The organism is Serratia sp. ASV30, assembly GCF_016428815.1.
Classification (GTDB): domain Bacteria; phylum Pseudomonadota; class Gammaproteobacteria; order Enterobacterales; family Enterobacteriaceae; genus Chania; species Chania fonticola_C.
The window spans coordinates 1-11524 of record NZ_JAELTL010000090.1 but is presented as its reverse complement, the minus strand read 5'-3'; the positions used below and the strand labels follow the sequence as shown (position 1 = coordinate 11524).

17 protein-coding genes are annotated in these 11524 nt (G+C 48.7%); 1 reads left to right on the top strand and 16 read right to left on the bottom strand.

Annotation, left to right across the window (positions count from 1 at the left end; translation table 11 throughout):
* The 16 genes from JHD74_RS24360 to JHD74_RS24285 all read right to left on the bottom strand — a co-directional run.
* A partial coding sequence (locus JHD74_RS24360) for an MBL fold metallo-hydrolase (RefSeq protein WP_199063714.1) occupies positions 1–995 on the bottom strand: 995 nt, incomplete at its 3' end.
* 416 nt (positions 996–1411) lie between these two features.
* On the bottom strand, positions 1412–2269 hold the full coding sequence (locus JHD74_RS24355) for a DUF4942 domain-containing protein (RefSeq protein WP_199063713.1): 858 nt from the start codon (positions 2267–2269) through the stop codon (positions 1412–1414).
* An 86-nt stretch (positions 2270–2355) separates the two neighbouring features.
* Complete coding sequence (locus tag JHD74_RS24350) at positions 2356–2718, bottom strand: type IV toxin-antitoxin system YeeU family antitoxin (protein WP_199063712.1); 363 nt, start codon at positions 2716–2718, stop codon at positions 2356–2358.
* A 76-nt stretch (positions 2719–2794) separates the two neighbouring features.
* Positions 2795–3130 carry a TA system toxin CbtA family protein gene (locus JHD74_RS24345; RefSeq protein ID WP_199063711.1) on the bottom strand — a complete coding sequence of 112 codons (336 nt, stop codon included), beginning with the start codon at positions 3128–3130 and terminating at the stop codon, positions 2795–2797.
* A 13-nt stretch (positions 3131–3143) separates the two neighbouring features.
* Positions 3144–3626, bottom strand: coding sequence for a hypothetical protein (locus tag JHD74_RS24340; protein WP_199063710.1), 483 nt, complete (start codon positions 3624–3626; stop codon positions 3144–3146).
* Positions 3627–3689: 63 nt separating this feature from the next.
* Complete coding sequence (locus JHD74_RS24335; protein ID WP_199063709.1) at positions 3690–4010, bottom strand: DUF5983 family protein; 321 nt, start codon at positions 4008–4010, stop codon at positions 3690–3692.
* Positions 4007–4387 carry a hypothetical protein gene (locus tag JHD74_RS24330; RefSeq protein ID WP_199063708.1) on the bottom strand — a complete coding sequence of 127 codons (381 nt, stop codon included), beginning with the start codon at positions 4385–4387 and terminating at the stop codon, positions 4007–4009. Before JHD74_RS24330 ends, JHD74_RS24335 begins: the two co-directional genes overlap by 4 nt.
* Positions 4388–4454: 67 nt before the next feature.
* On the bottom strand, positions 4455–4940 hold the full coding sequence (radC, locus tag JHD74_RS24325; protein ID WP_199063707.1) for a DNA repair protein RadC: 486 nt from the start codon (positions 4938–4940) through the stop codon (positions 4455–4457).
* A 19-nt stretch (positions 4941–4959) separates the two neighbouring features.
* Positions 4960–5406 (bottom strand): antirestriction protein, encoded by a 447-nt coding sequence (locus JHD74_RS24320; RefSeq protein WP_199063706.1) that lies wholly within the window; start codon positions 5404–5406, stop codon positions 4960–4962.
* 656 nt (positions 5407–6062) lie between these two features.
* Positions 6063–6290 carry a hypothetical protein gene (locus tag JHD74_RS24315; RefSeq protein WP_199063705.1) on the bottom strand — a complete coding sequence of 76 codons (228 nt, stop codon included), beginning with the start codon at positions 6288–6290 and terminating at the stop codon, positions 6063–6065.
* Between the two features lie 101 nt (positions 6291–6391).
* Positions 6392–7285 carry a GNAT family N-acetyltransferase gene (locus JHD74_RS24310; RefSeq protein ID WP_199063704.1) on the bottom strand — a complete coding sequence of 298 codons (894 nt, stop codon included), beginning with the start codon at positions 7283–7285 and terminating at the stop codon, positions 6392–6394.
* A gap of 110 nt (positions 7286–7395) precedes the next feature.
* Positions 7396–8250: an EcsC family protein gene (locus tag JHD74_RS24305; RefSeq protein WP_233169663.1), complete on the bottom strand. Its 855-nt coding sequence runs from the start codon at positions 8248–8250 to the stop codon at positions 7396–7398.
* A gap of 65 nt (positions 8251–8315) precedes the next feature.
* On the bottom strand, positions 8316–9137 hold the full coding sequence (locus JHD74_RS24300) for a DUF932 domain-containing protein (protein ID WP_199063715.1): 822 nt from the start codon (positions 9135–9137) through the stop codon (positions 8316–8318).
* Between the two features lie 97 nt (positions 9138–9234).
* The gene (locus JHD74_RS24295; protein ID WP_199063703.1) at positions 9235–9447 is read right to left on the bottom strand and encodes a hypothetical protein; all 213 of its coding nucleotides are present in this window, start codon (positions 9445–9447) and stop codon (positions 9235–9237) included.
* A gap of 81 nt (positions 9448–9528) precedes the next feature.
* Positions 9529–9888, bottom strand: coding sequence for a hypothetical protein (locus tag JHD74_RS24290; protein WP_199063702.1), 360 nt, complete (start codon positions 9886–9888; stop codon positions 9529–9531).
* An 86-nt stretch (positions 9889–9974) separates the two neighbouring features.
* Entirely contained in the window at positions 9975–10439 is a 465-nt protein-coding gene (locus JHD74_RS24285) for a hypothetical protein (RefSeq protein ID WP_199063701.1), read from the bottom strand.
* Between the two features lie 768 nt (positions 10440–11207).
* Here JHD74_RS24285 and JHD74_RS24280 point away from each other — a divergent pair.
* The coding region (locus JHD74_RS24280) for an inovirus-type Gp2 protein (protein WP_199063700.1) at positions 11208–11524 on the top strand (317 nt) is incomplete at its 3' end.

Below are 11524 nucleotides of genomic sequence, written 5' to 3'. Positions count from 1 at the left end.
AATAAAATCCCGTCAAAGGCTACCTCGTAATTGAAATAGATTACACTATCTGGTTGCGAATTAAATATTCTTGCCAATGTTCTTTTATGCGGATGACCATGTTTAGTTCCATCGGTACTAATTAGATACGATCTACACTCAATAAGTTCAAGCAGTTTCATACTCGTATTAAAATGGCTCCCATGATGAGAAATCTTGACATAATCGACTATAAGCTTATTTTCCCTAGTGTAACCCAGCCCTTCCAGAGTTGTTACAATAGTGGAAGCATAGGCGTCACCTAAAAACAGAATTTTCTTTCCTTCTATCTCGAGAATGAAAGCAATTGAACTACCATTTGTAAATGAAGGATCCTCAGAAAACTCGTCATTTTCAATAAGATCACTAAAACTCTGGTTGTAATCATTCGCCTCCCCTGCCGTATCAGCCGGTGGCTTCTCATCAGGCCATTTACAGTGAAGTTTTCTGAGATCTTCCTGAGAAGGGGAGAGTATTGTAAATTTAAAAGGTCCCTCGGTGATTATCTCTCCAGCAACAATTATTTCACGCTTCCAACAATCTAACTCTGTAAGAAATTGCTCAAATGTTTTGCCATCGCGAATACTTGTTTCGGGGCTATCGCCATTACTGAAAGGTATAGAATTTTCGGATATCTCAGCCTCTCCCAAGTAAGCTGAGATGTTGCTGGATGCGTTTAACCATACTCTCTTCGCTAGACTATTAAGGTAGCCATCTGTCTTGAAGGCCTTTAAAAGCCCCTTGATATGATCAGAATCAACATGTGTCAGTATCACCAAGTCGACGCATTGCCCTTTCTCTTTTATTTCATCCAAGGCAACACGTAAAGGGCCAGGGCGTCGTCCTCCAGGGCCTTTGCCAAAGGTCTTTGCTGGCCCGCCGTCAATAAGAAGATTGAAGGTGCCTGACTCAGATGAGTGAGATACCAGAATCGAATCACCATAGCTCGCAGCAAGCATGCATATGTTAGTTGCCACAAAACCTCCCTGTAATTTTGAGCGGTTTTAACGTAATAATGTCGTACATACTTATATCATAACATCTAAGTTCGTTCGAAAGATATATGTCGATTTGTGACATACTAATGGAATATCAGTGGATCAAAACGCTGAAACAGAAGGAGCAATAATAATAGCGGATGTCCACTTTTGGCACTAAGCGGACTGTTGCCCCCAGCAGAGCGTAGATACTGTTGCCCATTTAAAATAGTTGATCTTCGTTCAACAGTTCGCACAGCGCTCAGTCAATTTGATCTTAACAAACAAGCTCTTTGAAGAAACCATCACAAGTAGAAGCATGACACTTTGCTCGTTTCAGCCGTGACTGAACACGAGCTTCTTTAGTCATGTCACTTCTTTTTTGTCATCATCGTAGCAAATCCACGACTCTCAACCTACCTTCCGGCTATCATCCCTGGGTAATGCTTCGCAATAATCCCATTCATCCTATCAATCAACTTCGGTTTACTGAATACGATATGCGCCGACCCTTTCATAAAGTACCGAATGCTCAGGTAGTCATCTTGGTAATCCTTGGCCACCAGCCTATTTGCACAGATATGCTCATTTAACCGGGTGGCGATATCACAACGGTTATCAGGCAGCGGTTTGCCATCCAACAAGTGCAGCACCCGTTCCAGATCCGCCAATTGGTCACGCCGGTAACTGTGGTTCAGCGTAAAACCCCATTTGTTGTAGCTAACCAGATTGCTAATGATGATTTTCTTACCGAAGCAACAAGGATCGTTGGTCTTGTAATCCCATGAAAGCGCTTTAAAAACATTGATCACCCCACGCTCGAACACATCCCCCTTATCATGGTGCAACTGCTCAAACGTGCTGTAGATGCTTTCCTCACTGATGGCAGGCAGTTCTTTACTCTCCAAACTCTTGTACCACTGGTCTCGAGCTTGTGCATCCATCAGCGCCAGCATCCCAGAGCGACTCATCAGGTCTTGCCATAGCTTGCGATCGATCTGATGAGTGATAGCAGCCAGACCTTTCTCTTGTTCCAGGGTGAGATGACACCCATAACGGTGGCCAGATTGCAGTGCCCAATCTTCCAACTTACCGCCACCAATGCTGAATATCAGATTACCAATTTCCTTTAGTTGAGCCATCAACGCTTCAATCTGTTTCAGTGCAACCTCACGACCTGTTACCAGACGTTCAATGTCGGTCGAGCAGATAAGCTCGGTGTGGCCAGTAAGAACTTCAGGGGTTTCAGTAACCGTATTTAACGAATGAGACATAATCGGGATCCTCAAAACAAAAATGCCCGCATTTTCGCGGGCTGTGGAAAGTAGAGGCAAGATGGTTCCATGCCTATTAGTGCTGGTTATCGCTCTGTACCGGGTGACTGCGTCGCTTGATAGACTGCGATATACACGTAACCAAAACTGCCCAACGTATCTGCTTCACAGGTAAAACCTGCGTGCTGAACGGTGACACAATGCTGACGACGTGGATCGAGCTCACCGGAGCGCAGATAGTTCTCCAACTGTTCAATCAGCACCGGAAAAGCCACATCGAGAGCCTTGAGGGCTTCGGGTGTGAACGTGCCGATCAAACCAGCGCGATCAGCCAGAAAATGTAGGTGCCGCCCCTGTTGGACCAGTCGGGCTCCCAGACGTGGCGTGATGGCACATTGCAGACCCCAGACGGGAGTCGTGGGCGAGGTATCAGGTTCGAGATTTTTCATTGTGAGTTTTCCTTAAATAGCACAACGCCAGCGGTGAGGCTGGCGTATCGCTAGATCTTTGAGGTTAGCCGGGGTATCAGGCGAGGCGACGACTGACGGGGTTTCGCAGCCCTAGCGCACTGCGGGCGCGTAGCATATCCCCACCACTCAGCGTCGGGTCCTGTGCCAGCAGACTGAAGCCGGGGCGGTCAATACGTACCAGGTCGAATTTCTCCACCAGTTCGTTGATGGTTTCACGTACTGTCATTCCGTACTCAATCTGTTGAGCGATAGCTTGTGAGTTGTGATATGGCGTATCGTTGAGTTCTAATCCATAACAGTGGTTCAGCAACCAGGTAAGCAGTTGCTGGTACTCGGCCAACGCCTGATTGGCGTTCGGTGTAGTGCGGGGTATTTTGTCGATGGCCTTCATTGAACGATTTACCTTAATAAAGCGGTGAGACCGGTATCTTGCAGTAGTGAGTCAGCCAGCGGGCGACGGGGCGCCACTGTTTCAGTGGCACGTCAGATTCGATTGTCCAGGCATTCGGGCTATGGGTATTCGCCAATAGCAATACAGCCATCACCAGCCATTGGTAGGGATAACCCCGTGTATCACAGCGGATGAGAGCATGGGGTATTTGACGTCGGTACAGTAAAAAGGGATCACCCGCCAGGTGGGCAGCACGCTCGCCGTTGAAGCTGATCACACCCAACCCAATCGCACTGTCGTCGTCACTTAGCGGACGATTACCGGTATGTTCACAAATGACTGGAGCGGTAGCTAAGCTCAGGCTGTCGGGATGTTTTCGCATCTTCAGGTAGGCGGTAGTGATGGCTTGGCATAGGGTGTGCCAGTCTTGCGGGAGAACGGTGTGGTGCTGGAGAAAGTGAAATACGCCAGGCACGGGCATTGTGCTTGTGTTCATTGGGCATTTTCCTTGGGAAATTACGGGACAATACAAAAGCGGAACGTCGGACGTGGGGTCGTATTACCAATCGAAGGTGACAAACTCGGGCAACACATCACCCAGAGCATCAATATGCAGGTAAGTCAGTTGATGGCGTTTCATTAGCGTGATGACCAGACGGCGGCAGGTTTTGGAAAGCCCCAACCGTTTGAGTTGCAATAACGGATGAGTCCACGCATCCAGGCGGATCAAATAGCCCGTACCCGAAAAGTGGATCCATTCACCATCGCTGAACTCATCCTGACAATGCGAGATCCGGTACAGCACCGCATTATCATCCTCACTGATATGGGCCGAACTGCATTGCAGGCCGAAACGCAAAACAGGTGTTGTTGCAGTCATCTGTTGCTTCCCTCCCTTATTACACCCGGTTGCGGGTAACGCCGTTGATGATGGGCCAGCACCTTTTCACGCCATTCCGGGCAGACCGCCGGGGCCATCGTCAAATAGCGCTTTGGGCAACTGTAGTAACAGGGGTGAACCGACTCATCCATCGCTTTATAACCCCAACTTCCAGCTGCCCCCTGCATCAGAGTGCAGTGGATGACGGTGTGGGAGGTTTTGGCGGGATCTTTCGGCGTGCTCTGGACAACAGACCACAGGACGTTGCCTCGTAGCGCATGTGCCAGCGTAACGTGTTGATAGTGTTCAGTGTCGTCGGTTTGGATCAGTGCCGCGATCAGTTCACGGCGAGATCTGTGTGAGAATAGCCAGCCCATGGGCGTGCTCCTTGAAAATGAGATCTCAGAAATGTGAGGTAGGGGAAATTGGGGAAGAGAGTCGCTCTCAGCCGGGTAGCCAGCCGCGTTCGGCAAATGACACGATATCCATACCGCCCACAATCAGGTGATCCAGTACTCTCACGTCCACCAATTCCAGCGCTGTTTTTATCCTGTCGGTGATCTGTCGATCGGCCTGACTGGGCTCGGCTAACTGGGAGGGATGATTGTGCGCCAGTACGGCACTTGCTGCATTGTGCTTCATGGCCGACTTCACCAACTCACGAGGGTGAACGGTGGTACTGTTGATGGTGCCGGTAAATAGCGTCTCCTGAGCCAGCAGGCGGTTTTGATTATCGAGCCACAGCACGACGAAGACTTCGCGCTCCAGCCCAGTCAGATGCAGGCGCAACCAGTCGCGGGTCACGGCGGTGGAGGTAAATGCAACACCCGGTTCCCGCAACTGTTTTGCCAGTAGGTTCAGGGCGCGTCGGATAGTGCGTTGTTCGCCGGGTGACATTTCAGCCACTGTGGGGGATAACGTTATCTTCATAGTGAGAGTACCTTGTTGCTCAGTCAATCAGGGAGAAAATGACGCGACTTTCGGGATGGTGCAGCGCGTATTCTCTGAGGTGGTAGAAGTGTTCAGTCATGGCCTCGCTCTCGGTACGACAAGCGTGGTGACTGTAGGCCATCAGGCAGGCAGTGATCCCTGCCGCCTCAGCATGCATTTCAGCACCATTACCATTCATGCCGTTAAACAGTGACCACTGCACATCACTTTCTGGAGCCATAAAGGCACCGCCGTTGCTCAGCGTATAAAAACTCCAGGATCCACCGTGGTAATCAGTACACAGGCGATCCATCCAACCAAAGATGCGGGGTTCCAGCATGAGCCATTGGGGTATGCTGCCAAAGTGCTGCAACCAGAAACGCGTGCGCTGGTGGCCTGACACTACGGTGGCGGTCAGTGCGTTGGTCTGTAGGGACACAGCAGATGACGATGATTGTATCTTCATGAAAAGTTTCCTTATTGACTATCAAGAAATAAAAAAAGACCCCACCGGAAACCGGGGAGCCTGTTGGTGGTATATGGGTAATAAGTGGGTAGTGGCAGGCGAGCCGAGCATATCATCCATGGCTCCGCGCCATGTTTCGACAGCATAAGGCTCAATTCCCTTTCGTGGGGAGTTGAGCCGGGTTAAGGTTGATTTATTTTTTACACAAATGTCGTTAATAATATGGAAAACAATCCGTAAGGAGGGAAACCTCTAAGGAAGGGAGGTTTATGAAGTGTATTAATACATCAGTATTAATACCTCCTCTTGTGTTAAAGAGTAAGTAATTAACAACACAGGAAGGCAAACACCTTCCTGATGGTTAGTAGAATTATTAACACCATTGATGAGCAGATAAAGACATCGGGCCCGGTGACAACAACCAACGGGCCGGGAGAGTCAGAAACCCAGCCCTGTCATACAATTAAACTCGGGGGTTCCCCAGACTGGTAATGCAGTGGCTACTCCTTTCGTGGACAGGTCAACCGTTTGGCCATCCGTGGTTTTGGCCTGCAGTCGGGTTGCCTTTCTCAATGGATCCTAAGTGTAGGTAAAGTTATTGCTGCCTACTCGTGAGTCTGTATCATACGGCGTTTGAACCTCGGTGCCATTGACAATCAAATCAAAGCCCTGCTGGCTGTATGTACCGTATTCTTTTCCCTCAGGGTCATGCTGACCGGTTGGTCTTCACTGCGGGAGATATACAGCGAATCACCGCTTTGCTTGACGACCGTATATTCTGATACCCATTGTCCCCAGCCACTGGACCATTGCCCAAACTCACCAAAGGCAAACACGCGCGTGGCTACCCAGAAAAGCAATAACATGATAACAATCTTCTTCATGATTGATTTCCTTTAATTTAAATGCGACCAGTAACTTTTTCATGGTATTCCTTGGAAATTAAAGGTATTAACGAACGTCATGCAGATGTGATGCCTGGAGCTCAGGCGATCACGCGATAGAGAGGCTCCCGGATGCACCAGCGATCTTTATAACCCATAGTGGGCCGCCCAAAGCTGAAGCGAACCTGTTTGCCTTGGGCCTCGCCGTAAGCCTCTGCGGCACATATATTGACCCAGGCGGCCAGCGTGCCAACCGACAGATATGACAGCTCAAGATTCATTCCAGCATTGACGTAGTCCAGGTAAATTCGTTGGCAGTCTTCAGATTTCACCACCCATTGCATGGCGCAAGGCTCCTCGTTGAAGGCCAGTACAGAGCCGAACAGCAAGTCGGGAATTTCACCCAATAGATCACGCGTGGACTCGAGTCCTATGCGCTTGCCACGCCGTTGGTAATACAGGTCGGCATAAATGTGCATCAGGGTTTCCGTGTCATACTCCGTTATGGAGTGGACGCTGCCACCGGCATTCTGAAAGCGTTTCAGTTCCCGGTTACGCGAACTGCGCGTTTTGACACTAACAGGCCGGACGATGCTGATTTCACGATGCGCATTGAGCAGGTGGCTGCTATTCAGTAGCGAACGATGGTTAAGGTCGGAAAGAAACTTGGTGCGAAACGGTAATATCATTCGAGCGTTTACACTGATGGGTAATGCCACTTCGTCACAATTTAGCGGGTAATGGTTGATACCGTGTTTGCGCATGATGCGCTGGTCGCCAGCAATATACCGGTTGTCCCAGATACAGACGCCCCCCTCCAACTCCCCAGCCGAGTTATGCCTGATAAAGTAACGTTCATTCAGTTGAAAACGTTGATGGATAAAGTGAAGAATGCGCGGATCACTCAGTACACTGCCCCCAAAAGCAGTATAAGCCCGCTGATAATCGGTAAAGGATGCTTCCTGCCACCCCAACAGACGAGGGAGTACATTCATGTTAATTCCTGATTTTGGGCAACACTCATCCCTTCCCGCTAACGTGGGAATATGCCCTTGTTTTATGTGAATAGGATAATGAGGCGGTTTAGCACCGCCCTGGCAATGGGTTAGATTTCTGGTGGTGTCACCTCGTCAGGTATTAATGAAGTTTCGTGCATTATGAACGTTTGGCGGGCAATATTGCCGATGATGTTGGTGGAAATACTGTCTAAGGTTCCGCCGACAATACCCCCCGCCAACGGCACCAGTTTCACCAGATTGATGCTGCCTTTCTGGCCAAACTTGGTCAGCAGTCGGAAGCCAACGGCCCTATTAATGATCTTGATGACTTCACCCGATACGCTCCGGATTGTGCTTCGGGTAAGCTGCATACCGATTTTGATACCAGCTTCCTTGAGGATGTCTTTCGCTGCATTACCACACAGGCAGAGATACACAAAAGCGCGTACATTGTCGTCTTTCAGATCATAGCCACCGATATGGGCAATCGCCGCAATCATCCTTATCTGGATGTACATCACGCTGGTGATATTGGCAGGAATTGCTACCGGCATCGTGATAGCTCCGCCAAGCCCGTTAACAAAACCACTGGTACCTGCTTTGGTGTTTTGCCAGCGGATAAGTGCGTTAACACAATCCACCTGGTTACCTCCCTTCTTTATATAAGACTCGGCAATGTCTTGCGCCGAGCCCAGCCCCGTGACACCGTTTACCGCCTTGTCATAAGCCCAATCCAATACCTTCTGAACTTTGTCTGCCGTGAGTGCCTTATCCTGTTCCATCTTCGCCTTTCCCCCTTGTTGAAAGCCCGTTATTCCTACGATAGCGGGCTGTATTTCCCTGTATGTCGGCGTGCCAAAACGTACCTGATTGATGGGTTGCAAGATGAAGAAAAACCGAACGGCACCCAGGCCGATCTTATCGACGGATGAACGGCAAAGATAATCGGTTGTGTAGATCAATAACGAGAAACCGATCGTTGAAAACGATCAACTTTTTACAAATGATGGGGTATTACGAGAATTCGTTACTTGTTGAATTTAATCATATTTTCAGCCAACACCCATAAGGCGCGGTTAAGCTTGATATCCCCCTCAATGCCCTTCACTGCACGGGTTCTGGCCTGTTTGCCAAGAACGTTGCGACCGTTTAGTCCACCTTTGAGCATGTTTTCCTGCACACGCTGGTAGGTACTCCACAAGTCGCTTTGGCGGTCTTCCCAACGGCGTGGCATCAAGATTTGCTCTTCGGTAACTGGCTGGTGGTCTTCACCGTAGCGGTAACTCAAAGCTGCATTGGCAAAGGCCCGTTGTGCCGGTAGCGTCAGAGAGGTGGTTAACATGGCTTCGCGTGAGGCCTCCACCTTGTCGAAAATCCCCAGCACTTCATAGGCCCCTTCGATAACCAGGCCAACGACATCACCTTTATGCGGTACACGCACTTCGCCGAAGCTATTACCGCACACCAAGCCGTTGGCACACACAAAGCGAAACAGTCCCGGTATCATCTGATAACTGCTGGAACCATCGTGGCTGTTGAGCAGGATAATCTCTGGCACTTCCTTGCCAACAATCTGGTTCTCACGGCGTAGACGCAGCATGTGTTTGGTATGCTCACGTTTGCCCGGATCGCGAACACGGGTCTGACAGGCGAAGAACGGCTCAAAACCCTCTTCACGCAATCTATCCAGCAGGGTAATCGTGGGAATATAGGTATATCGCTGGCTTCGGGATTGATGCTTGTCGTCACCCAATACGCTGGGCACGTACTGGGCCAGTTCATCAACGGTTAACGGGCGGTCGCGGCGAATCGAGTTCACCCGACCAAAGCGGCTGGCTAATCTCATGATGATTTCCTTGATTAAAAAGCATAAAAGCAAAAGCCCCTGTTCCATGAGGAGGCAGGGGCGATGTGTAGGTTCAGTGGTCATTGCAGCAAACGGCGGCTCAGAAGTTGTCCAGGATCCGTAATATCTGCGCCATCAGGGCCGTTATCAGCGCAGTCACCAGCAGCGTGACTGCTTCTCTGGCTGCATCTATGCTGTCGTCATCGTGACCTTCCTGACGAAAGCGGATTTCAATAAACTGCCGGGCCTGCTGTCCGCCACACCAGGTCAGAACCTGACCCAGAGCGGTTACCAGCATTTTTATAAAAATCATAGGGTTTTCTCCGGACTGCCTGACGGCAGCCCGTTGGTGATGTGACGTCTTTTATGGAGGGAGATGAAACAGAGAGACTACTCAGTTATAGGTGTAGCGCCACGCCCCTTTGTCGGTGGTGACTACCACTTCCGAAGCCACGCACTCATTATAAAAATTCACTTTGACGGACTGCCCGTAGCGCAGAGTGATCGGCAGAATGGTTTCCTTGTTAACGGAGGACATAAACTTTTTGTTGTCGATGCGGCAGTTACCCCGGTTAACGTCAATATTTTCAACTTTCACACTGTCATCCAGCGAGGTGACCACTACGGTGGCATAGCGAGTTCCGGCAGGATGAACATAATCACTGGTCTCCACTTTTATTGGAGAAGTTGGCTCGGCCAACGCCGAAGCAGACAGTAAAAACAGTGCGGGTATCACCCATTGTTTGATTTTCACAGCGTATTCCTTTTAAGAGTAACGTATCGCCGGAACACGAATATCATCATTCGTTACCAGCAACAGACGGTAAAGACAGGTACAAATCAGAGTGAGGCCTTTGCTACGCAACCCTGTGTGCCAAACTCTGGCAGCACCTTCGCCGCCCCGGCTAGCGTGAAAGTGGCGGGCTTGACCCCTTCACCGGATACCGAGACCTGTTTGCCGTTACGCAACTGTGTCCAGGCCAGCACCAGGTTATTGCTGCCGACACGACTGTCAGACTCACTGATATCAATGGACTCCCCACCGTCAATGCTGACCTGGAGGTTTTTATCCTCATCCATACTGACTTCATGCCCGTTAGCATCCGTAAATATGACCGTGGCTGGCTGTGAGCCATAATCCTCACAGGACAGATATAACTGCGACTGACCTTTCCCCTTGATAACAAACTCTGATACGCCTTGGCCCCAACCGCTGGACCAGGTGTTTTGATTGCCGAAGGCCTGTGCTATCGCGGGCATCAGTGCACAAGTCAGCAGTAAACTGTGCATCATTTTTCTGTTCATTCTTAAGCTCCTTTGGTTGTCGTATAACGCTACCCGGGAGGGGTATTTGCATGATTTTTAATGGAACCCCGACACTCATAAACATCCCGTGCGGATTTTATAACCACAAAAGCGTGGGGGATAACGATGAAATTCGATCGAGCCGATCGATAAAGTCGATCGTAGTTGAGCAAAAATGCTTATCGAGAACCTCTGTCAGACTTATCGGCAATCAGTCTTGCTTCAGGAGAATGGTATATATCTGAAAATTCGTTGATAAGGGGAGCACTAGTGCGACTTGAAGGGGGGAGAGCCAGCAAGCTTGTGGTGGAAAGAAGATGGGTAGAATGGAGGAATTCAGACGGCCTGACGTTGGACAAAATAATGCTTTTCGAATAATGAATTAAGTATTCTTTAGCGTGTATTATTATATGAGTAAATAACGTTAACTTGAGAGTAAAATAATGAATTTATTTTTCATGCAAATGGCAGTAATTGATGGTTCCTTCTTCTATTGTCATTGGATTGCTATTAGGTGCTTTGCCTGTCGGTTTGATAATATAACTATATAGTATATATAGGCATTCTAATGTAATACACAAATTAAAATAGCAATATAATAAACTGATTAATATAACCATGTAACACACCTATCTCTTGGTTGTAATATATCCCCCTATGAACTCTCAATATTGATTCAAAACCATTGTCAATGTTAATGAGTCCAGTCATTTTCTTCTACAATAAAAAACCACTTGTATTGTATATTAACAGGAGCAGGAGTTAATAATGAGTATCAATACCGCAAGTTATGGCTTGCTGAATATAAATCATGTAAAGCGACTCAAAGAAACCCTGGATAAAGCGTTACGTGAATATCCAAGGACTTTAGTCGTAAGGGTAGACCTTAAACTCCCAGACTTTGAGTATGCATTGTATAGCGATGACCCTACGCTAATTACCCGATTTATTACCTCTCTCAAAACTCAGATGGTTAACGTTCAGGTGGTAAAAACAACAAAACTTAGGAAATGTGGTGAGGGAATAATACTGCTGCGTGTTACCCCGTCCGCTGTTATCCAGTGTGCGCCCCCAGGCTTCCATAA

What these genes read in the sequence shown, in the direction of transcription:
- JHD74_RS24355 (WP_199063713.1), bottom strand. Translation starts at nt 2,269, where the DNA reads ATGTCTCATTCGTTAAATACGGTTACTGAAACCCCTGAAGTTCTTACT.
- JHD74_RS24350 (WP_199063712.1), bottom strand. Translation starts at nt 2,718, where the DNA reads ATGAAAAATCTCGAACCTGATACCTCGCCCACGACTCCCGTCTGGGGT.
- JHD74_RS24345 (WP_199063711.1), bottom strand. Translation starts at nt 3,130, where the DNA reads ATGAAGGCCATCGACAAAATACCCCGCACTACACCGAACGCCAATCAG.
- JHD74_RS24340 (WP_199063710.1), bottom strand. Translation starts at nt 3,626, where the DNA reads ATGAACACAAGCACAATGCCCGTGCCTGGCGTATTTCACTTTCTCCAG.
- JHD74_RS24335 (WP_199063709.1), bottom strand. Translation starts at nt 4,010, where the DNA reads ATGACTGCAACAACACCTGTTTTGCGTTTCGGCCTGCAATGCAGTTCG.
- JHD74_RS24330 (WP_199063708.1), bottom strand. Translation starts at nt 4,387, where the DNA reads ATGGGCTGGCTATTCTCACACAGATCTCGCCGTGAACTGATCGCGGCA.
- radC (WP_199063707.1), bottom strand. Translation starts at nt 4,940, where the DNA reads ATGAAGATAACGTTATCCCCCACAGTGGCTGAAATGTCACCCGGCGAA.
- JHD74_RS24320 (WP_199063706.1), bottom strand. Translation starts at nt 5,406, where the DNA reads ATGAAGATACAATCATCGTCATCTGCTGTGTCCCTACAGACCAACGCA.
- JHD74_RS24315 (WP_199063705.1), bottom strand. Translation starts at nt 6,290, where the DNA reads ATGAAGAAGATTGTTATCATGTTATTGCTTTTCTGGGTAGCCACGCGC.
- JHD74_RS24310 (WP_199063704.1), bottom strand. Translation starts at nt 7,285, where the DNA reads ATGAATGTACTCCCTCGTCTGTTGGGGTGGCAGGAAGCATCCTTTACC.
- JHD74_RS24295 (WP_199063703.1), bottom strand. Translation starts at nt 9,447, where the DNA reads ATGATTTTTATAAAAATGCTGGTAACCGCTCTGGGTCAGGTTCTGACC.
- JHD74_RS24285 (WP_199063701.1), bottom strand. Translation starts at nt 10,439, where the DNA reads ATGAACAGAAAAATGATGCACAGTTTACTGCTGACTTGTGCACTGATG.